Origin of the sequence: Sphingomonas sp. CCH15-F11 (genome assembly GCF_001557005.1) — a bacterium.
Taxonomy (GTDB): domain Bacteria; phylum Pseudomonadota; class Alphaproteobacteria; order Sphingomonadales; family Sphingomonadaceae; genus Sphingomonas.
This window is the reverse complement of the sequence record NZ_LSKG01000132.1, coordinates 12,189-31,814: the sequence shown is the minus strand read 5'-3', so window position 1 is coordinate 31,814 and position 19,626 is coordinate 12,189. Positions and strand designations below refer to the sequence as shown.

Below are 19,626 nucleotides of genomic sequence, written 5' to 3'. Positions count from 1 at the left end.
TGGGCAAGTTGGGTGCCGTCGCGGGCGATGCGCCCGCGCGATCCTGCCCGCGCCTTTACCGGCAAGCCCCTTGCAACGCAAATGCTATATAAAGATATCTTTATATGCGGTCCCAAAGCATATGCGATGCCAAAGCGATCAGGCGCGCCCGGCGCTGCTCGCCAGCAGCCGGGGATCGATGCCGGCGCCGGAAAATGCCCGCTCCCACCGCGACCGCGCCGGGACGTCATAGAGCAGCGCCAGCTCGCCGGGCGTGCTGAACCAGCCGTGTCGGGTCATTTCGCCGTCCAGCTGCCCCTCGCCCCACCCGGCATAGCCCAGCGCGACCAGCCAGCGCGACGGCCCGGTGCCCTCCGCAATGGCGCGCAGCACGTCGATCGTGCCCGACAGGTTCCAGCGCCCGGCGACCTCGATCGTGTCCTGTCCGCCCCAGTCGGTCGAATGGAGCACGAAACCGCGCATCGGCTCGACGGGGCCGCCGGCATGAACCGGGGCATCGGGCGCAGCGCCGGGCGCGATATCAAACTGACCCAGCAGCTCGTGCAGCCCCAGCCCCTCGATCTCGCTGCCGATGCCGATGCCGAGCGCGCCATTTTCATCATGCGCGCACATCGCGATGACCGAACGCTCGAAACGCGGATCGCCAATCCCGGGCATCGCAAGCAGGAACTGGCCGGTCAGGAACGCAGGCGTCGACATGGTTTACAGCATAACGTCGATCGCCGCCCGCGACCATGCTTGAAAACCGGCGCGTTCGGCACAACTAGGCGCTGCAGGCGTTGATGTTGATGCACGCCACCGAGGGAGAATGACATGACGATCCAAGTGGGCGACCGCCTGCCCAAGACCACGCTGATCCGCGTGACCAACCAGGGCCCCGACGCGACCGACAGCGAGAGCTACTTCGCGGGCCGCCGTGTGGCGCTGTTTTCGGTGCCGGGTGCCTTTACGCCGACCTGCTCGGCCAAGCACCTGCCCGGGTTCGTCGAGCATGCCGACGCCATCCTGGCCAAGGGGATCGACGAAATCGCCTGCACCGCCGTCAACGACGCCTTTGTCATGGCGGCGTGGGGCAAGGCGTCGGGCGTCAACGACAAGGTGACGATGCTGGCCGACGGCAATGGCGAATTCGCCGTCGCCACCGGGCTCAGCATGGACGGCAGCAAGTTCGGCATGGGCACACGCGGCCAGCGTTATACGATGGTGGTCAATGACGGCGTCGTCGAGCATCTGTTCGTCGAGGCACCGGGCGAATTCAAGGTCAGCAGCGCCGAATATCTGCTCGACCGGTTGTGAGCCCTTCCGGCCCCGGCGGCGCCGATGCGCGTCCGGGGCCGGCTGACTTGCCAGCGTAACGACACCGTCCTAACCACGGTCGATGACTCAAGCAGCTGCAATCGTCGCGGAGCTCGACCGGCTCTATCGCGCCTCCGTGTCCCGCCTCCAGGAGGCACTTGAACGCTATCTGGCGGACCGCACCCCGCCGCCTGTCGCGATGCGCGGCGATGGCAGCTTCGCCTATCCCGAGATCCGGCTGCGCTATGCCGGCGGGCCGGACCGGCCCGCACCGCTCCGGTCGTTCGGACGGCTGGTCACCGCGGGTGAATATCGCATCAGCGTGACCAAGCCCGCCATTTTCGCCGACTATCTGACCGAACAGCTCGAACTGCTGATCGAGGATTATGACGTCGTGGTCGACGCGGTGCCGGGGCGGCAGGAAATCCCGTTTCCCTATGTGCTCGATCCCGGCCATGCGCTGAGCCTCGACGAGGTGTCCGCCTCCGAGCTGGCGCGCCATTTCCCGGCGACCGAGCTCGCCCATATCGGCGACGAGATCGCGGATGGCGTCTGGTCCGATCATGAAGGCGTGCGGCCGCTCGCGCTGTTCGATGGCCTGCGCACCGACTTCTCGCTCGCGCGCCTGCGCCATTACACCGGCACCCCGCCCGAGCATGTCCAGCGTTACGTGCTGTTCACCAACTATCACCGCTATGTCGACGAATTCGTCCGCTGGGGGTGCCAGCAGCTGGAGGGTGACGGGCCGTACACCGCGCTGTCGGGCGCGGGCGGCGTCGTCATCCGCGCGGGCGACGATCCCGAACGGCTGGTGACCGACAGCGCGTGGCGGCGGCACCAGATGCCCGCCTATCACTTGATCGCGCCCAACCGCGCCGGGATCACGCTGGTCAATATCGGCGTCGGGCCCAGCAACGCCAAGACGATCTGCGATCACCTGGCGGTGATGCGGCCCGAGGCGTGGCTGATGATCGGCCATTGCGGCGGCCTGCGCCCCAGCCAGCGGATCGGGGACTATGTGCTCGCCCACGCCTATCTGCGCGACGACCATGTGCTCGACGACGTGCTGCCCCCCGAAATCCCGGTGCCGGCGATCGCGGAAGTGCAACAGGCGCTCGCCCGCGCCGCGGAAACGGTCAGCGGCCAGTCGGGCGAGGAGCTGAAGCGCCGCCTGCGCACCGGCACGATCGTCACCACCGACGATCGCAACTGGGAATTGCGCTACTCACAGTCGGCGCTGCGCTTCTCCTTGAGCCGCGCGGTCGGGATCGACATGGAGTCGGCCACCATCGCCGCGCAAGGCTATCGCTTCCGCGTGCCCTACGGAACGCTGCTGTGCGTGTCCGACAAGCCGCTCCACGGCGAGCTCAAGCTGCCCGGCCAGGCCAACCGCTTCTACGAACGCGCGATCAACGAACATATGCGCATCGGCATCGCCACCGTCGAGGAACTGATCCGCGAAGGCCCCCGCCTCCACAGCCGCAAGCTGCGCGCGTTCAACGAACCGCCGTTTCGGTGAGACAACACAGTTGAACAAGCTAGTAAATTTGCTCTTTGCTGCGGCAGCGGTTGCGATGCCATCCCCGACTCTTGCGGAGACAAACGAAAGCACAAATGCGCGAGCTACGACTAAGTCATCAAGCTCTCAATCACAGAAAAGTCGTTCAAGAGATCGGAAGACTGGGTCATCAGCAAGGGACTTATTGTGCGCTAACTCCAAATTAGCTTCCGATAGCCAACTTTGCGCAGAATGGAAATCGGCTGATGCCGCACAGCTTTCTGCAAAATACTCCCGGGAGCAAACTCGAATTGCTTGGCTTTCGTTTGCATTAAGCATAGCCACTACGGTCGCGGCCGTTTTTGCTGCGATATTTACGGGAATCAGCGTTCGAGTAATTAGAAAACAAGCTCAAGACGGCGAAAAGGCCTTAGAGTTTTCAAGAAAGAGTGCCGAGATTTCATCAAGACACGCCGAACAATCACTTCGCGCAACAGTCTCGCAACTAAGGCCTTGGGTCGAAGTAGAGATTTATGAAAACTCAATTAAGGCAGCGCATGACAAATCAAGAGCGGTCACGTTACATCTGAGAATAAAGAACCATGGCGCAACCCCGGCATTTAATTTGAAATGTCGAATGTTTTTTGGTTTAATTTGCTCTGGGACTGATGTTGATCTCACCTCAAATATATATCAAGATATCGGCATGAACCTCTATTCCGGTGAGGCTCGGGAAACATCTTTCGGAAGGTCTTTCAGCCTTCAAGAAGTTGAATGCATCACAAATACTGCGCAACTAAATAGCGAAATGCCGCTAGTGGTCTGTAATTTGCAACTTAATTATTCTACAAGCCTGACTGATGATGAACGTTTTGTAAAGTTAAGATACGTCATCGCAGGAAATCACGGCGATATTGAATGGTTGCGACGCGAGCCAGTGACTGGAATTGGGATAACCCGTCGATCTTGGCGCGACCCCCGGTTTGATGAGGTTACCTAACTTCCGCTCCTAATTCTTGTTACCACCCCGTCGGCTTGCCTTGGTTCTGTTCGTCCAGCCACGCCTTCAGCGGCGCGAAATATTCGACCATGGCCTTGCCGGACATTTCCCGGCTCCCGGTGAACGCCTCGAGCGCGTCCGGCCAGGGCTTTGACTTGCCAAGTTCCAGCATCGCGTTCAGCTTCGCGCCGACTTCCTTGTTGCCATAGAAGGAACAGCGGTGGAGCGGCCCGGTCCATCCCGCCTGGTCGCACGCCGCCTTGTAGAACTGGAACTGGAGCAACCGCGCCAGGAAGTAGCGGGTATAGGGCACGTGCGCCGGAATATGATATTTGGCACCCGCGTCGAACCGCGTCTCGTCGCGCGCGACCGGCGGGGCGACGCCTTGATATTGCAGGCGCAGCGCATCCCATGCGCCCTGATAGCCGGTTGCCGGGATCTGTCCCGCAAACACGCCCCAGCGCCATTTGTCGATCAGCAGCCCGAACGGCAGGAATGCGACCTTGTCCATCGCCTGGCGCAGCAGCAGGCCGATATCCTTGTCCGCGCTCGGCACCTTCGCCTGGTCGAGCAGCCCGATGCTGACCAGATAGTCGGGGGTGATCGACAGCGCGACGAAGTCGCCGATCGCTTCGTGGAAGCCGTCATTGGCCCCGTCGCGATAGAGCAGCGACTGGCCCTTATAGGCGCGCTGATAGTAATTATGGCCGAGCTCGTGGTGAATGACGACGAAATCGTCGGCGTTCACCTTGATGCACATCTTGATGCGGATGTCGTCCTTGTCGTCCAGGTCCCACGCCGAGGCATGACACTGCACTTCGCGGTCCTGCGGCTTCACGAATTGCGACCGCGTCCAGAAGGTTTCCGGCAGCGGATCGAAACCGAGCGACGAATAAAAGCCCTCGCCCACCTTCACCATCTTGATCGGGTCATAGCCCTTGGCCGTCAGCAGCTCGGTGACGTCATAGCCGACATCGCCCGCCCCCGGCGGCGCGACCAGCTCGTAGATGTTGCCCCATTCCTGGGCCCACATATTGCCGAGCAGGTCGGCACGGATCGGGCCGGTCCCGGGCTGGACCGCGTCGCCATATTTCTCGTTGAGCTTCCAGCGGACATAGGTGTGCAGCGACTGGTAGAGCGGCTTGACCTCGTTCCACAGCTTGTCGGTCAGCTTGGCGAACTCCTCGGGCGGCATGTCGTAGTTCGACCGCCACATCGTGCCGACGTCCTTGAAGCCCAGTTCGCGCGCGCCCTCGTTGCTGATGCCGATGGTACGGGCATAATCCTGGCGGATCGGCGCGCCGACATTGTCGTGCCAGCTGACCCACATTTCCTTCAGACGATCGGGATCGCGCTCGGTGCCCATCGCGGCTTCGATGTCGCTGCCGCTGATCGGCTGGCCATTCAGCGTCCCCTTGCCCTTGCCATAGGTCGACGACATCCGCGTCGAGATCGTCGCCAGTGTCGCCGCCGCGCCTTCGCGGGTCGGCGCGGGGAGCGTCAGGCCGCTGCGCATGAAATTGAGCTTGCGCAGCGTGTCGGGCGACAGCGCGGTCGCCCTGGCGAACTTGGCGGACTCGATCGCATAATCGACCGACTTCTGCGTCCCCTCCGCCGAGACCTGCGCGACAAGCGCGTCGGTATCGTCGGTGATATAGGTCGCGTTGATCCAGGCGACCTTGGCCGCGGTCTGGTTGAATTCGTACAGGTCGGCCTCGACCTTGGCGACGAAGGCATCGGCGGCCGCGGCGTTCGGCGCGGACTGGGCAAAAGCGGCCGGCGCGAGCATGGTCGACAGGGCGAGCGCGGAGATACCGGTGCGGAGCATTGAAATTCCCGACAAATGATTTGATGCGTCAAAGACTGGCGGATCGACCGCCCCGCGGTCAAGCGGCGAGAAAGTCGGCGATCGCCGCGCCCAGTTCGGGCCGCGTCACCGCGCTCATGTGATTGCCCGGCACCTCGACCAGCGTTGCGTTCGGCAGCGCGGCGGCAAGTTCGGCATGGCTGCCATTGTCGGCATCGTCGACGCCGGAGACGACCAGCGCCGGCTGGACGATCCGCGCCAGCGCCGCCGGCTCGGTATCGACAAAGGTGTCGAGGATGCGCAGCAGCGCCACGGGGTCGCCGCCGGTGGTCTTCAGGAACGCCTCTGCCATCCATTCCGGCGAGCCTCGCGCGAAGCTGCCCAGCCCGGTGAGCACGCGGCGGAAATGACCCGCACGCGCGCCGGTATCGACGACACCCGCAAGCCCCATGCCCGACAGGACGACGCGGCGCGGCGACGCCCCGCGCGCCATCATCCGGATGACGGTGCGTGCGCCGAGCGAATAGCCGCCGAGGTCATAATCACTGAGCCCGAGCGCCGCGATCAGCGCCTCGCCATCCATCGCCAGCGCATCGCGCGGATAGGCGGCCGGATCGTGCGGCCGCGCGCTGATGCCATGCGCGCGCAGGTCGGGCATGATGACGCGGAATCCCCGCGACGCAATCGCTTCGGCGTGGCCGTATTTGATCCAGTTGGTCGCGGCGTCGGAGAAATAGCCATGGATCAGGACGACCGGACGCCCCTGCCCCAGCTCGGTCCAGCCAAGGTCGGCGCCGTCGAAACCCGCAAAACGGTGATGGGTCGTCGCTGCCATGCCGCCTTGCCTCAGCGCTCGATCAGGCCGGCGGTCTGCATCCGCCACAGCGCCAGATCGATGCGATCCTGGCCGAAAAACGGCTCGCCGTTGAACACCAGCGTCGGGACGCCCCAATGGCCCGCCGCCTCCAGCGCGGCCTGGTTGCCCGCAATCTCGGCCTCCAGCTGGTCGACCTCGGATGCGACCTCGCGCTCGAGTTCGGCAAGGTCGAGACCTGCGCGCGCCGCCGCTCCGGCCAGGTGGTCGCCGGTATTCCAGCCATCGACGCCGCCCCACACGATGCGCCCGACCTCATCGGCAAAGTCGAGCCCGCGTCCCCGCCGCGCAGCTGCCTGACCCAGGCGGACGAGGCGGAAGATGTGCGGCTGCTCCTCCGCGACGCGCTTGGTCGCCATGTTCTGGACGACCGGATCGGGGCGCGGCGGCCCGAATGGAATGCCGTGGAACTGCGCGACGCGCACCACGTCGATCAGCGTGTAGCGCAGCCAGTTTGGGTGATTGCGCTCGAAAAAGTCGGGCTGGCGGATCGCCAGCGGATAGACCGGGCGTAGCGCGATCTCGAGGTCGTATTTCTCGACCAGCCGCCGATAGCGCGCGGTGGCGAGATAGCTGTAGGGGCTGCGAAACGACCAGTAGAGGTCGGCATGAAAGGTCATGCGGTCACGATCCCCGACGACATCCTCCCCGCCACCCGGCAACAGTGACCGCCAACGGTCCAGCCACGCAAAACCGTGATCGCCGGCGGCGAAACGATCTGGATGCGGTGCGGTGACATCCACGGATGATGTCACCTTGCTCGCAGCCGCTCAAGCCGCCTTTTTGAGATGCCTGCGCCCGAGCAGCTCGGCGATCTGGACGGCGTTCAACGCCGCGCCCTTGCGCAGATTGTCGCTGACGCACCACAGCGAAAGGCCGCTGTCGACGGTCGGATCCTCGCGCACGCGGCTGACATAGGTCGCATATTCGCCGACGCATTCGATCGGGGTCACGTAGCCGCCGTCCTCGCGCTTGTCGACCAGCATGACGCCGGGCGCCTCCCGAAGAATCCGCTGCGCCTGTTCGGCCGACAGCTCGTCCTCGAACTCGACGTTGATCGCTTCGGAATGGCCGACGAACACCGGCACGCGCACGCAGGTCGCGGTCACCTTGATCCGCGGATCGAGGATCTTCTTGGTCTCGACCACCATCTTCCATTCTTCCTTGGTCGATCCGTCGTCGAGGAAGCTGTCGATGTGCGGAATTACGTTGAACGCGATCTGCTTGGTGAACTTCTTGGGCTCGGCCTGGTCGCCGACAAAGATGTTGCGCGACTGCTCGAACAGCTCGTCCATCCCCGCCTTGCCCGCGCCGGACACCGATTGATAGGTCGCCACCACGACCCGCTTGATCCGCGCGGCGTCGTGCAGCGGCTTCAGCGCCACGACCATCTGCGCGGTCGAGCAATTGGGGTTCGCGATGATGTTGCGCGCGGTGTAGCCGTCGATTGCCTCCGGGTTCACCTCGGGCACGATCAGCGGCACGTCGGGGTCCATGCGATAGAGCGACGAATTGTCGATCACGGTGCAGCCGGCCTCGGCAAAACGCGGCGCGTGGACTTTCGTCGCCTCGCTGCCGATCGCGAACAATGCCATGTCCCAACCGGCCGGATCGAAATGGTCGATATTCTGGACGCGGTACTGCTTGCCCGTTTCGCCATAGTCGACCATGTCGCCGGTCGAGCGTGACGACGCCACCACCGCAAGCTCCTCGACGGGAAACTCCCGTTCCGCCAGGATATTGAGCATTTCGCGTCCGACATTGCCGGTCGCACCCGCCACGACGATGCGGTAACCCATGAAGCTTGTGTCCCGTTCTGAATGATCGATCGGCCGCATGACCGCCCGCGCCGTCATTTACGCATCCAGCGCCAGATTGAAAGGTGCGTCAGCTACCTTCACGCCGGGAGCGCGTTTTTCGGATATTGCGCTTCTTGTCGAATGGACGCCGAATTTCACGCGAATTGCTGTTTTGATTTCGTAGCGTGTGCTACGCTGAATGCGGTGCGGCGATACGAGCACCGGGGGAAGACATGCACGCAGGAGCGGAGGCCTCCACACGGCATCATGGCCGCACCGGTGCGGCGGGCTACGACGCGGTGGGTTTTTCCGCACCGCCCGTCGCCGATCTGATCTTTCACGAGCGCAGCGGCATTTCGGCGATCCGCCATTTCGGGCTGCACGGCTCGGGCACCTGCCATGCGGCCAGCCACAAGCTGGACATCGCCACCTTGACGCTCGATCTCGGCGCCGTCGGCACCTGTGCAGCGACCATCGACGGACAACGCTACCGCAAGCCGTTCCGTCGAAACCAGTTCAGCTTTATCCCGGCCGGCCTGCCGCTTGAACTGGAGTTTCCGGCCGAGCACAGCTGCGTAGGGCTTTACGTGCCCGACCATCTGCTCGCCGCAACCGCAGGAGCAGCCGACCGCCTTGCCGAGCCGGTGCTGTGCCAGCCCGACGATCGTGCCGCCGATCTGTTCCGGATGCTCACCCGCGAGATCGCAGCCCCCGGCTTCGCCTCGGACCTTGCGCTCGACCGCCTGCTGGCGTCGCTGGTCCACATGGTGACCCGACAGCCGCGCGTCCGCCGCGGACAGCCGGACCGCCTCTATATCGCGCCGGCGGCGTTGCGCCGGGTTCGTGAGTATATCGACGCGTACCTCGCCCGGCCGCTCACCCTCAACGAACTGGCCGACGTGGCAGGGCTTTCGCCCTATTATTTCTGCCGGATGTTCAAGCTCGCCACCGGCTATTCGCCCTATCACTATGTCGCCTGGCAACGGCTGACGCGCGCCGCGCGCCTGTTGAGCGAGACGGCGACACCGCTCGACGCGGTTGCCCAATCCTGCGGGTTCGCCAATGTCTCGCACTTCACGACCGCGTTCCGGCGCGAAATCGGCGTATCGCCCGGCCGATACCGCCGTGCGCACCGGGACATCTATTAAGCAACGTCAGGCCGCGTCGGCGGGGCGCGTCGTCCAGCCGAGGCGCGGGATCGCAATCGATCGCTTGCCCGACAGGTCGGTGCGGCACACGAACAGCTCGCGCCCCTCGATATAGGCGATCAACCGTTTAACTCGGCCGAGCGAGCTGGTGCCATAGACATGCGCGATATCGGCATCGGTCGGGCACGGCTCCCCGTCTCGGGCCGCGCGGGCGACGAGCAGGAACGGGCCGAGCATATCGTCGGGCAGCTCGCGCGCCGCATCGAAGGCGGGAGCCCAGTCGCCGTCGATGCCCTCGACAATCCCCGCACGCGCCGCCGACAGCCGGCGGGCGAATTGGGCGAGGTCGAGCGGGGGCTGAGCCAGCCCCAGCATCCGGCATCGGACCTGGAAATCCTGGAAAAGCACCGCCGCCGACCGGGTCGATGATCCCGCCTCATCGACGATGGCGCGCAGCACCTGCGCGACGACCGCTTCCGCCTCGGTCGCGCTCAATCCAGGCCGATCGACCGCAACATCGCGGGGCGTCGCCACGGGCGCGGCGATGTCGGCGATGACGCGTTCGACAGGCACCGGTGCCGGTGCTGGCGGCGGCGTAAACAGCGGCAGGTCGTCGGTCGTATCGAGCAGCAGCTCCTTCAGGTCGCCGCTCGGTACTTCGGGCAGCGGCATCAGCTTGGGGCTGCCGCTGCGCGCGGACGTCTCCACCGCGCCGATCGTGACCGCGACGGGACGCCGCGACACCGCCGGCCCGAGCGCCAGGAAGGTGCCGCGCGCCAGATCGCGGATTGCCTCGGCCTGCCGCCGCTCCATGCCGAGCAGGTCGGCGGCGCGCGCCATGTCGATGTCCAGGAAGGTCCGACCCATCAGGAAGTTGGACGCCTCCGCCGCGACATTTTTCGCCAGCTTGGCCAGCCGCTGCGTCGCGATCACGCCGGCAAGGCCACGCTTGCGCCCCCGGCACATCAGGTTGGTCATCGCAGACAGCGACGCGCGCCGGACCTCCTCCGCCACTTCGCCGCCGCCCGCCGGCGCGAACAGTTGCGCTTCGTCGACCACGACCAGTGCCGGATACCAATGCTCGCGCGGCGCATCGAACAGCGCGTTGAGGAACGCTGCGGCGCATTTCATCTGCCCCTCTGCTTCCAGCCCCTCCAGGCTGAGCACCACCGACGCGCGGTGTTCGCGGATGCGGGTGGCAAAGCGGGCGACCTCACGCTCCGAATAGTCGCCCGCCTCGATCACGACATGACCATAGGCGTCGGAAAGCGTGACGAAATCGCCCTCGGGGTCGATCACCACTTGCTGCACGCGGCCCGCGCTGCGTTCGAGCAGGCGGCGGAGCAGGTGCGACTTGCCCGAGCCCGAATTGCCCTGGACGAGCAATCGCGTGGCGAGCAGTTCCTCAAGGTCCATCGCCACCGGCTTGCCCGTGACGTCGACCCCCATTTCCACCTGAACCGTCATGCCCGCGCTATTGCGGCTTCACGACCCGCCTGTCGAGGAAGTCGAGGATGGTTGTCCACAGATGTTCGCTGACCCCCGGCCCACCGACCCGGTGCGTCTGGCCGGGATACAGCATCAGCTCGAACGGCACCGCCCCGCCCTGAAGCTTCGACATCATCACGGTCGAATGCTCGAGCACGACATTGTCGTCCGCCATGCCGTGAATGAGCAGCAGCGGATCGCGGATCTTCAGCGCATCGGCCACCGTGTTCGACGTCGCATAGGCCTCCGGCACGCGGCGCGGGTCCCCCATGTAGCGTTCGGTATAATGGGTGTCGTACAGTTCCCACTTGCTGACCGGGGCACCGGCAATGCCGGCCGCATAGAGCCCGGGGTCCGCCTCCAGCATTTTGAGCGTCATATAGCCGCCATAGGACCAGCCATAAGTGACGATGCGGTCGCCATCCACGAACGCTTGCTGCTTCAGCCACTCGGCCCCGGCGCGTTGATCGGCGACCTCGACTGATCCCATCGCCTGGAACAAATGGTCCTCGAACGCCTTGCCGCGATTGGCCGCGCCGCGATTGTCGAGCTGGAACCAGATATAGCCGCGGTCGACCAGATATTGCTGGAGCGCGCCCGCCCATTGCCGGCTGACCGTCTGGGCATGCGGGCCGCCATAATGCTCGAAGAACACCGGATATTTCCGGCCCGGCTCCAGCTTTGGCGTGATCATCTCCCAATGCAGCACGGTGCCGTCGGCGGCCTTGATCGTCCCGAACTTCTTGGGCTCGTGGCTCGCCATGAACGGCGCGTAGGGATGATCGCCGGCAACCTTGTTTTCGTTGACCCAGCTGGTACGTCGGCCCGTCGCATCCGCCAGATAGACCTGCGGCGGCTGATCCGGACTGGAGCGCGTGACGATCATCCGGCTGGCGTCGCGATTCGCGGTCGCACCATGCCACCAGCCCGGCTCGGACAAGCGGGTCACGGCACCCGGCTTCGCCAGGTCGACGGCGTAAAGATGACGCTCGAGCACGCCGTCCTTGTTGCCGAGGAAGGTAATCCGGCCCTTGGCCTCGTCAACGCCGACGATCCCGGCGACTTCCCACTCGCCCTTGGTCAGCTGGGTCCAGCGCCCGCCCTTCCAGCGATAGAGGTGGCCATGGCCATCACGCTCCGACCACCAGACCAGCGACCCGTCGCGCATCGGCCGCAGCGCGTTGTGGAGGTTGATCCAGCTTCGCTCGCCCGCGCGCTCGGTGAACAGCAGCTTCGACGCGCCGGTTGCGGGATCGACCTGCAAAAGGTCGAGCGTGCGCTGGTCGCGGCTCTGGCGCTGGACGAGCAGCGCGCGGCCGTCGGGCGTCCAGTCCACACGGGCCAGATAGATGTCGGGGTCGGTGCCCAGATCGACCTTGACCCGTCCCGATCCGTCCGGCGCCATGACATAGAGGTCGACCCGGGCATTGTCCGTCCCCGCCCTGGGGTAACGCTGGTCATAGACGCGGGTACCCTCGGCACCGATGGCCGCGCGGCTGACGATCCCGACCGTCGCTTCGTCGAAGCGTTCGACCGCGATCCGGGTGTCGTCGGGCGACCACCAATAGCCGTCCGAACGGTCCATCTCCTCCTGCGCGACAAACTCTGCCTCGCCCCAATGCACCGTGCCCGTGCCGTCGGGGGTGATGCGGCGCGCGTCGCCGCCCGCGATCGGCTGGACGTACAGATTCTGGTCGCGCACGAAGCTCAAATAGCGCCCCGCCGGGCTGATTGCGGGATTGAGCTCGCCGGCAGTGCTCTCCGTCAGGCGGCGCACCTGCCCGTCGAGCGTGGCGAGAAACAGGTCGCCGTCGAGCGGCACCAAGATCGCCGATCCATCGGGCGTCCAGTCATAGGCGATGATGCCCCGCGTGCCGCCGATGCGCGCGCGCTCGCGCTGCATCTTCTCGGCTTCGGACAGCTCTGCACCGGTGCCGATCTTCCGGCTGTCGACCAGCATGCGCCATTCGCCCGTTGCGGTATCCATCGCCCACAGGTCGAACCGCTCGCGCTCGTCGGCCCGGTTGCGCAGCAGCGTCAACAGCTTGCCGTCCGGGGAAAGTTTCAACTGGCGCGGCGTCGTTCCCGACAGGTCGGGGCTGGCGAACACCCGCTGCAGCGTCAGGTCGCCGGCACGGGCAGCGGCTGCGTTCGCCTGCGGCGTCTGGGCATCAGCATCCATGGTGATCAGCATTCCTGCACTCAACAGAGAGGCGACGAGCCCCGATTTCACGAACAGGGCCGTAGCCGCCCATTTCGACATCCTCATTCTCTCCGCTAAAGGCACCCCGACGAACGCGAGGGCTGGCGCGACCGTTATTGCGGCTCGGCTGCGCGCGGTAAAGGGCTGCCGGCGGGCGGGGATGTCGTGAAATCGATGCGTCCGGACGCAAAACGGGCGTGGAAGCGGATGCTTCCACGCCCGTAAGATCGTCGCGAAGTCGCCGAATTATTCGGCGGCTTCGGTCTTGGCGGGGCGCATGTCGCGGCGCTCGGCGATACGCGCCGACTTGCCGGTGCGGCCGCGCAGATAATAGAGCTTCGCACGGCGCACGACGCCGCGGCGCACGACCTCGATCGACTCGACGTTGGGCGAATAGAGCGGAAAGACGCGCTCTACGCCCTCGCCGAACGAAATCTTGCGGACGGTGAAGTTGCTGCCCATGCCCTTGTTCGAGCGTGCGATGCACACGCCTTCGAAATTCTGGACGCGGGTGCGCTCGCCTTCGACCACCTTCACACCGACCTTCAGCGTGTCGCCGGGGCGGAATTCGGGGATCTTCTTGGCGGCGGTGAACTTGGCAATCTGTTCCGCCTCGATCGTCTGAATGAGGTTCATGTCGTCTCGTCCTGTTCTCGTCGCTGCGCGCCAGAGGGAGTACCGACCCGAACGCCGTCATGGCGCTCCCAAAGGTCCGGCCTCCTTAGCCGTGTATCGGCCGCTGCCTGTTGCTTGCGCCAGGCCGCGATCCTCGCATGATCCCCCGATCGCAGCACTTCGGGGATCGTGCGCCCTTCCCATTCGACAGGTCGGGTATATTGCGGATATTCGAGCAGCCCCGTTTCGAAGCTCTCGTCCTCCCCGCTCAAGGTCGCGCCCATTACGCCGGGAATCAGCCGAATGCAAGCATCGAGCAGCACCAAAGCCGCCATCTCGCCGCCGGACAGCACATAGTCGCCGATCGACACCTGTTCGATCGGGCGCGCGTCGAACAGCCGCTCGTCAAACCCCTCGAACCGACCGCACAGGATCGACACGCCCGGACCCGCCGCCAGCTCGCGCACCCGCGCCTGGGTCAGCGGCCGCCCGCGCGGTGTCATCGCCAGCATCGGCCGGCCATAGCCGACCGCATCGCACGCCGCCGCCAGCACGTCCGCCTTCAGCACCATGCCCGCACCGCCGCCCGCCGGGGTGTCATCGACCGTGCGGTGCTTGTCGGTGGCGAAGTTGCGGAAGTTGCGGGCATCGCACGACCAGAGTCCTTCCGCCAGCGCCCGCCCCGCCAGCGAATGGCCGAGCGGGCCCGGAAACATGTCCGGGTAGAGGGTGAGGATGGTCGCGGCGAAGGTCACACGATTGTCCAGTTCTCAAGCCGCAGTCCCGGGACGTCCGCGAAGTCGGCTTCGTTGTTGGTAACGATCGTCGCGCCGAGGCTCAGCGCGTGCGCGGCGAGCAGGCGGTCGAAACGGGCGCGCTTAAAGGGCAAACGGGCGTAAGCGTGGGCCGCTACCTCGTCAAAAGACAGGATCGGCACAACCCTGATGAAGGCGGAAAGAACCTCAGGACTTGGCGGCTTGCCGACATAGCTTCCCACCGCGATCTCGGCAAAGCTGATGACGGAAATGGCGACGTCGCCCGGATAACAATCGGCCAACCTCTCATTCAAAGCTGAGTGCCGCTCCGCCATCGCGTAGATGGCGGAGTCAGCATCAATGAGATACTTGGTCACTTCTCAGTGGCGGCCAATCGGCGCGCGATGGCACTCGGCCGCTCGTCAAAATCGCCATGCGGTATCAGTCTTGCACCGGGTGCTTTTCCCGCGAAACCGCTGATGTCGATCTTGCGCCTCGGCGCATCGACCGGCTCCACCCGAAATGTCATCGGTGCCTCCTTGACCACGCGCACCTCAGTACCTTCCGGAATGCCGAGTCCCTTGGGCAGGCGCAGCGCGACCGAGTTGCCCGACTTGAAGGTCTTGCCCGCCCACTCCGCACGTTCCTCGCTCATCGCCGCCTCCGTATATACGGTATGTATATACTATTCGGCAAAGCGCGCGTCAATCACGAGCCTTGCGTCGTCCCATTCGGGCACCGCCGCGGACGTCATTGGCACCATGAAGCGCCGGCCGTCGGGACGTTCGATTTCGAGCACATCACCTGCGCCGAAATTGTCGATCGCGGCGACCGTGCCGATCGATGCGCCGGCATGGTCGACCACCGGCAGGCCGAGCAGATCGACATGGTAATATTCGCCCTCGCCGAGCGGGGGCAGCGCCGATCGCGGCACCGTCAGCTCGGTCCCCCGCAGCGCCTCGGCAGCGTTGCGGTCCGTGACCTCGGCGAAACGGGCAATGGCACCATTCGAGCCAGGACGCAGTGATTTCAGCGTCAAGGTGCCGGCGTTGAAAGCGCCAAAGGTCTCGAGCCGTTCGGCGAAGACCTTCAGGCGAACCTCGCCCGTCACGCCGTGCGCGCCGATGACGACGGCAAGCGTGACGGGGCGGTCGGACGGCAAGGCGATCAGCCCTCGGCCTGTTCCTCGGCAGCTTCGGCAGCCGGGATCTCTTCGGCAGCGGGAGCTTCTTCGGCGGCGGCTTCCTCAGCGGGTGCCGCTTCCTCGACTGCGGGTGCGGCAGCCGCGGCTGCCGCCGCTTCTTCAGCCGCCTTCAGCTTCTCCGCCCGCTCTTCGGCGCGCTCGGTGGCCTTTTCACCCGGCTTGCCCTTGTTCGGATTGTTGCGCGCGGGACGCTCCTTGATCCCGGCGGCGTCGAGGAAGCGCGCGACGCGATCGGTCGGCTGCGCGCCCATCTTGAGCCAGTGCGCGGCGCGATCATTGTCGAGCTTGATACGATCGGGCGAATCCTTCGCGAGCAGCGGATTATAGGTGCCGATCTTTTCGATGAACTTGCCGTCGCGCGGCGCGCGCGAATCCGCGACCACAATCCGGTAATAAGGCCGCTTCTTCGATCCGCCGCGCGACAGACGCATGCTGGTTGCCATTTGATCTTTCTTCCTTCTGCAATTCGTCACCCCGGCGAAGGCCGGGGTCTCGTGGTGGTCATGGGTTGCCGTTGCCGCACAAGACCCCAGCCTTCGCTGGGGTGACGGCAACGGCAGGTTAAGTCACTTCTTCTTCAACAAATTCTCGAACCCCGGCGGCAGGTTGGGCATGTTGCCCCCCGGCCCGCCAAGGCCAGGCAGGCCCGCGCCCGCCTTGCCCATCATGTCACCCAGCTGCGGACCGCCCAGCGCATTGCCGATGCCACCCATGCCGCCGCCGGGCCCGCCCTTGCCGAGCATCGCCAGCATCCCCTTGATCCCGCCCATCTTCTTGATCTTCTTCATGGCGGTGGACATTTCCTGGTGCATCTTGAGCAGCCGGTTGACGTCCTGCACGGTGGTGCCCGACCCCTTGGCGACGCGGATCTTGCGCTTGGCGTTGAGCAGTTCGGGCTTGGCCCGCTCCTTGGGCGTCATCGAGGTGATCATTGCGTCCATGCGCAGCAGGATTTTCTCATCCACCGCGCCCGACGCCATGGCCTGTTGCGCCTTCTTCATGCCGGGCATCATGCCGGCCAGCGCGCCAAGGCCGCCCATGCGGCGCATCTGCTGCAACTGGCTGCGCAGGTCGTTCATGTCGAACTGGCCCTTGGCGAGCCGCTGCGCCATTTTCTCGGCATCTTCGACCTGAATCGCTTCGGCGGCGCGCTCGACCAGCGAGACGACGTCGCCCATGCCCAGGATGCGGCCCGCAACGCGCTTGGGATGAAACGCCTCGATCTGGTCGAGCTTCTCGCCCATGCCGGCGAACTTGATCGGCTTGCCGGTGACCGAGCGCATCGACAGCGCCGCGCCGCCGCGCGCATCGCCGTCCATCCGGGTCAAGATCACACCGGTCAGCGGCACCTGTTCGGAAAAGTTCTGCGCGACGTTCACCGCGTCCTGGCCGGTCAGCGAGTCGACGACGAGCAGGATTTCATTGGGCCGGCTGATGTCGGCGACCGCCTTCATCTCGTCCATCAGCGCCTGGTCGACGTGCAGTCGCCCGGCGGTGTCGAGCATCAGCACGTCATAGCCCTGAAGCTTTGCCGCCTGCAGCGCGCGCCGCGCGATATCGACCGGCTGCTGGCCGGGAACGATCGGCAGCGTCGCGACCTCGGTCTGCTGGCCGAGCACCGCGAGCTGTTCCTGCGCGGCCGGGCGGTTGACGTCGAGCGACGCCATCAGGACCTTCTTGCGCTCCTTGCCCGACAGCAGCTTGGCGAGCTTGGCGGTCGTCGTCGTCTTGCCCGACCCCTGAAGGCCTACCAGCATGATGACGGCGGGCGGGGTGACGCCGATCTCGAGTTCCGCCGTATCCGGCCCGAGCATGTCGACCAGGGCGTCATGGACGATCTTGACGACCTGCTGCCCGGGCGTGACCGACCGCAGCACCTGCTGGCCGACGGCCTGCTCGGTCGCCTTGTCGACAAATTCGCGCGCGACCGGCAAAGCGACATCGGCTTCGAGCAACGCGATCCGCACCTCGCGCATCGCGGCGCGCACGTCCGCCTCGGTCAGGGCACCGCGGCCCTTCAACCGATCGAAGACGCTGCCAAGCCGGTCGCTCAGACTGTCGAACATGCCAACTCCACTTCCGTCGATCCCAAACGCAAAATGAGCCGGCGAACGAAACCTCGTCGGCCGGCCTCATCCCCGCTGGGGACGTCGATATCGCATTCCGTCGGGACTGCTTGGCGCGGCACATAGCCGCAGGGCGCGGATTCCGCAAGCCGGCACCGGTTTAACCTGATCTATACCTGCCGCGCCGATAGCTTGGCCGTTCCGCCACGGAGAAGCATGAATGCGTTCGCAGCAGGTTCCGACAGCACACCGGCGATCATCGCAGCGCGACACGACGCGCATCGCCATTTCGGTCGCGTCGATCCTGTTGTTCGTCGGGATCGCCAGCACCGTGCTGGCCCAGATCGCCTCGGCCTATTTCGGCAACGCCGCGCAACCCGACCGGGTGATGACCGTGGCGCTGATCCTGAACGTCGCGCTCATCCTGTTCGGATGGCGTCGCAACAGCGGTTCGCGCAGCCTGTCGCCGCTGGCGGGCATCAGTGCCGAACGCGCCGCGCTGCTGGTGGCGCAGGACATGCTCACCGGATTCCTGAACCGCCGCAGCTTCGTGGAGGATGCGACGGTGATGTTCGTGCGCGCCCAGAAGCAGCACAAGGCGGTCGCGATGGTGATCGTCGATCTGGACGGGTTCAAGCATGTCAACGACATGCACGGGCATCAGATCGGCGACGCGTTGCTGCGCCGCATCGCCACCGAAATCTCCGACATCGCACCGTCGGGCGCGCTGCTGGCGCGATTTGCCGGCGACGAATTCGGCTGCGCCTTCGTCTTCGACCCGTCGCATCACGATCCGGTCGAACGCTTTGCCGACCGGCTGCTGACCCGGATCAGCCAGCCGATCGATGCGGACGGCGTCATCTGTCACGTCGGCGCGTCGGCGGGCATGGCGCGATCCGACTTCGACTCCGCCTCGGTCGATTCGCTGATCCGCGCCGCGGACATCGCCATGGCCAGCGCGAAGCGCGCGGGTGGCGGGCGCGCGACGTGGTTCGACCGGTCGATGGAGCGCGAGCTGAAGATCCGCAACGAGCTGGAAAACGGTCTGCGCTCGGCGATCCCGGCACAGGAGATCGTGCCCTATTTCGAACCGCAGGTGGAGCTCGAAACCGGCAAGCTGATCGGCTTCGAGGTGCTCGCGCGGTGGGAGCACGCGACGCAGGGCGTGATCGGCCCCGACCGTTTCATCTCGATCGCCGAGGATTCGGGCCTGATCAACGACCTGTCGCTGTCGGTGATGCGCCAGGCGTTCGGCATCGCGCGCGACTGGGACCCGGCGCTCGTCTTGTCGATCAACATCTCGCCCTGGCAGCTGCGCGACGCGTGGCTGGCGCAGAAGATCATCAAGAGCCTGACCGAAAGCGGTTTCCCCGCCAGCCGGCTGGAGATCGAGGTCACCGAAAGCGCGTTGTTCGACAATCTGGCGCTCGCCCAGTCGATCATCGGCAGTCTGAAGAACCAGGGCATCCGCATCGCGCTCGACGATTTCGGCACGGGCTATTCGTCGCTCGCCCATTTGCGCGCGCTGCCGTTCGACCGGATCAAGATCGACCGCAGCTTCGTCAGCTCGATCATCGAAAATCCGGATTCGGCCGCGATCGTCAATGCGATCGTCCGGCTGGGCGAAAGCCTGAACCTGCCGGTCACCGCGGAGGGGATCGAGAACGAGGCGATCGCCGACCGCCTGCGTGCGATCGGCTGCGCCAAGGGCCAGGGCTGGCATTATGGCAAGCCGCTGGGCGCCGCGGGCGTGCGCCGCATGCTGGCAGAGCGCCGGCTGCTGCTCGGGTCGAGCCGCGGCGGCGACGATGCGGGCGAACTCGGCGAGCACCGCCTGGCGGGCTGATCGCACCGCTGGCGTCCGGCCCGGGAC

At 65.3% G+C, this 19,626-nt stretch carries 20 protein-coding genes; 6 read left to right on the top strand and 14 right to left on the bottom strand.

Features of this window, described 5'->3' with window-relative positions; translation table 11 throughout:
- Positions 1 to 138: 138 nt before the first annotated feature.
- A complete protein-coding gene (locus AX709_RS12600; protein WP_066549731.1) occupies positions 139 to 699 on the bottom strand; it encodes a YqgE/AlgH family protein in 561 nt (186 codons plus the stop codon).
- A gap of 114 nt (positions 700 to 813) precedes the next feature.
- Here AX709_RS12600 and AX709_RS12595 point away from each other — a divergent pair, with 114 nt between their 5' ends.
- The 3 genes from AX709_RS12595 (at position 814) to AX709_RS18670 (ending at position 3,794) form a co-directional block, all read left to right on the top strand.
- Complete coding sequence (locus AX709_RS12595; RefSeq protein WP_066549728.1) at positions 814 to 1,296, top strand: peroxiredoxin; 483 nt, start codon at positions 814 to 816, stop codon at positions 1,294 to 1,296.
- 82 nt (positions 1,297 to 1,378) lie between these two features.
- Complete coding sequence (locus tag AX709_RS12590; protein ID WP_066549727.1) at positions 1,379 to 2,815, top strand: AMP nucleosidase; 1,437 nt, start codon at positions 1,379 to 1,381, stop codon at positions 2,813 to 2,815.
- Positions 2,816 to 2,825: 10 nt separating this feature from the next.
- Positions 2,826 to 3,794, top strand: coding sequence for a hypothetical protein (locus AX709_RS18670; protein WP_156454264.1), 969 nt, complete (start codon positions 2,826 to 2,828; stop codon positions 3,792 to 3,794).
- A 19-nt stretch (positions 3,795 to 3,813) separates the two neighbouring features.
- Here AX709_RS18670 and AX709_RS12585 read toward each other — a convergent pair whose 3' ends face one another.
- The 4 genes from AX709_RS12585 to AX709_RS12570 form a co-directional block, all read right to left on the bottom strand.
- Positions 3,814 to 5,622, bottom strand: a complete 1,809-nt coding sequence (locus tag AX709_RS12585) for a M2 family metallopeptidase (protein ID WP_066549719.1) — start codon at positions 5,620 to 5,622, stop codon at positions 3,814 to 3,816.
- Between the two features lie 58 nt (positions 5,623 to 5,680).
- A complete protein-coding gene (locus tag AX709_RS12580; RefSeq protein WP_066549715.1) occupies positions 5,681 to 6,436 on the bottom strand; it encodes an alpha/beta fold hydrolase in 756 nt (251 codons plus the stop codon).
- Between the two features lie 11 nt (positions 6,437 to 6,447).
- Complete coding sequence (locus AX709_RS12575; RefSeq protein WP_066549795.1) at positions 6,448 to 7,095, bottom strand: 2-hydroxychromene-2-carboxylate isomerase; 648 nt, start codon at positions 7,093 to 7,095, stop codon at positions 6,448 to 6,450.
- Between the two features lie 150 nt (positions 7,096 to 7,245).
- The gene (locus AX709_RS12570) at positions 7,246 to 8,274 is read right to left on the bottom strand and encodes an aspartate-semialdehyde dehydrogenase (RefSeq protein WP_066549793.1); all 1,029 of its coding nucleotides are present in this window, start codon (positions 8,272 to 8,274) and stop codon (positions 7,246 to 7,248) included.
- Positions 8,275 to 8,311: 37 nt separating this feature from the next.
- Here AX709_RS12570 and AX709_RS18665 point away from each other — a divergent pair, with 37 nt between their 5' ends.
- Together AX709_RS18665 and AX709_RS12565 are read left to right on the top strand one after the other, a co-directional pair.
- Positions 8,312 to 8,458: a hypothetical protein gene (locus AX709_RS18665; protein WP_156454263.1), complete on the top strand. Its 147-nt coding sequence runs from the start codon at positions 8,312 to 8,314 to the stop codon at positions 8,456 to 8,458.
- Between the two features lie 49 nt (positions 8,459 to 8,507).
- The gene (locus AX709_RS12565) at positions 8,508 to 9,422 is read left to right on the top strand and encodes a helix-turn-helix domain-containing protein (protein WP_066549713.1); all 915 of its coding nucleotides are present in this window, start codon (positions 8,508 to 8,510) and stop codon (positions 9,420 to 9,422) included.
- A gap of 6 nt (positions 9,423 to 9,428) precedes the next feature.
- Here the strand turns inward: AX709_RS12565 and AX709_RS12560 are convergent, their stop codons facing one another.
- The 9 genes from AX709_RS12560 to ffh all read right to left on the bottom strand — a co-directional run bounded on the left by AX709_RS12560 (position 9,429) and on the right by ffh (position 17,753).
- Complete coding sequence (locus AX709_RS12560) at positions 9,429 to 10,889, bottom strand: ATP-binding protein (protein ID WP_066549710.1); 1,461 nt, start codon at positions 10,887 to 10,889, stop codon at positions 9,429 to 9,431.
- A 7-nt stretch (positions 10,890 to 10,896) separates the two neighbouring features.
- The gene (locus tag AX709_RS12555) at positions 10,897 to 13,104 is read right to left on the bottom strand and encodes a S9 family peptidase (protein ID WP_156454262.1); all 2,208 of its coding nucleotides are present in this window, start codon (positions 13,102 to 13,104) and stop codon (positions 10,897 to 10,899) included.
- A 255-nt stretch (positions 13,105 to 13,359) separates the two neighbouring features.
- A complete protein-coding gene (gene rplS, locus AX709_RS12550; RefSeq protein WP_066479600.1) occupies positions 13,360 to 13,749 on the bottom strand; it encodes a 50S ribosomal protein L19 in 390 nt (129 codons plus the stop codon).
- The gene (trmD, locus tag AX709_RS12545) at positions 13,746 to 14,483 is read right to left on the bottom strand and encodes a tRNA (guanosine(37)-N1)-methyltransferase TrmD (protein ID WP_066549701.1); all 738 of its coding nucleotides are present in this window, start codon (positions 14,481 to 14,483) and stop codon (positions 13,746 to 13,748) included. Before trmD ends, rplS begins: the two co-directional genes overlap by 4 nt.
- A complete protein-coding gene (locus tag AX709_RS12540) occupies positions 14,480 to 14,860 on the bottom strand; it encodes a type II toxin-antitoxin system VapC family toxin (protein ID WP_082731774.1) in 381 nt (126 codons plus the stop codon). Before AX709_RS12540 ends, trmD begins: the two co-directional genes overlap by 4 nt.
- Positions 14,857 to 15,138, bottom strand: a complete 282-nt coding sequence (locus AX709_RS12535; protein ID WP_066479607.1) for an AbrB/MazE/SpoVT family DNA-binding domain-containing protein — start codon at positions 15,136 to 15,138, stop codon at positions 14,857 to 14,859. The genes AX709_RS12540 and AX709_RS12535 overlap by 4 nt, the downstream gene beginning before the upstream one ends.
- 30 nt (positions 15,139 to 15,168) lie before the next feature.
- Entirely contained in the window at positions 15,169 to 15,645 is a 477-nt protein-coding gene (gene rimM / locus AX709_RS12530; protein ID WP_066549699.1) for a ribosome maturation factor RimM, read from the bottom strand.
- Between the two features lie 5 nt (positions 15,646 to 15,650).
- The gene (gene rpsP / locus AX709_RS12525; protein WP_066549690.1) at positions 15,651 to 16,130 is read right to left on the bottom strand and encodes a 30S ribosomal protein S16; all 480 of its coding nucleotides are present in this window, start codon (positions 16,128 to 16,130) and stop codon (positions 15,651 to 15,653) included.
- Positions 16,131 to 16,253: 123 nt separating this feature from the next.
- Positions 16,254 to 17,753: a signal recognition particle protein gene (gene ffh / locus AX709_RS12520; protein WP_066549688.1), complete on the bottom strand. Its 1,500-nt coding sequence runs from the start codon at positions 17,751 to 17,753 to the stop codon at positions 16,254 to 16,256.
- A gap of 220 nt (positions 17,754 to 17,973) precedes the next feature.
- Here ffh and AX709_RS12515 point away from each other — a divergent pair, with 220 nt between their 5' ends.
- Entirely contained in the window at positions 17,974 to 19,599 is a 1,626-nt protein-coding gene (locus AX709_RS12515) for a putative bifunctional diguanylate cyclase/phosphodiesterase (RefSeq protein ID WP_066549680.1), read from the top strand.
- The last annotated feature ends 27 nt before the right edge of the window (positions 19,600 to 19,626 follow it).

Coding starts and splice junctions, on each gene's coding strand:
- AX709_RS12600 (WP_066549731.1), bottom strand. CDS start 699: ATGTCGACGCCTGCGTTCCTGACCGGCCAGTTCCTGCTTGCGATGCCC.
- AX709_RS12595 (WP_066549728.1), top strand. CDS start 814: ATGACGATCCAAGTGGGCGACCGCCTGCCCAAGACCACGCTGATCCGC.
- AX709_RS12590 (WP_066549727.1), top strand. CDS start 1,379: ATGACTCAAGCAGCTGCAATCGTCGCGGAGCTCGACCGGCTCTATCGC.
- AX709_RS12585 (WP_066549719.1), bottom strand. CDS start 5,622: ATGCTCCGCACCGGTATCTCCGCGCTCGCCCTGTCGACCATGCTCGCG.
- AX709_RS12580 (WP_066549715.1), bottom strand. CDS start 6,436: ATGGCAGCGACGACCCATCACCGTTTTGCGGGTTTCGACGGCGCCGAC.
- AX709_RS12575 (WP_066549795.1), bottom strand. CDS start 7,095: ATGACCTTTCATGCCGACCTCTACTGGTCGTTTCGCAGCCCCTACAGC.
- AX709_RS12570 (WP_066549793.1), bottom strand. CDS start 8,274: ATGGGTTACCGCATCGTCGTGGCGGGTGCGACCGGCAATGTCGGACGC.
- AX709_RS18665 (WP_156454263.1), top strand. CDS start 8,312: ATGACCGCCCGCGCCGTCATTTACGCATCCAGCGCCAGATTGAAAGGT.
- AX709_RS12565 (WP_066549713.1), top strand. CDS start 8,508: ATGCACGCAGGAGCGGAGGCCTCCACACGGCATCATGGCCGCACCGGT.
- AX709_RS12560 (WP_066549710.1), bottom strand. CDS start 10,889: ATGACGGTTCAGGTGGAAATGGGGGTCGACGTCACGGGCAAGCCGGTG.
- AX709_RS12555 (WP_156454262.1), bottom strand. CDS start 13,104: ATGCTGATCACCATGGATGCTGATGCCCAGACGCCGCAGGCGAACGCA.
- rplS (WP_066479600.1), bottom strand. CDS start 13,749: ATGAACCTCATTCAGACGATCGAGGCGGAACAGATTGCCAAGTTCACC.
- AX709_RS12535 (WP_066479607.1), bottom strand. CDS start 15,138: ATGAGCGAGGAACGTGCGGAGTGGGCGGGCAAGACCTTCAAGTCGGGC.
- rpsP (WP_066549690.1), bottom strand. CDS start 16,130: ATGGCAACCAGCATGCGTCTGTCGCGCGGCGGATCGAAGAAGCGGCCT.
- ffh (WP_066549688.1), bottom strand. CDS start 17,753: ATGTTCGACAGTCTGAGCGACCGGCTTGGCAGCGTCTTCGATCGGTTG.
- AX709_RS12515 (WP_066549680.1), top strand. CDS start 17,974: ATGCGTTCGCAGCAGGTTCCGACAGCACACCGGCGATCATCGCAGCGC.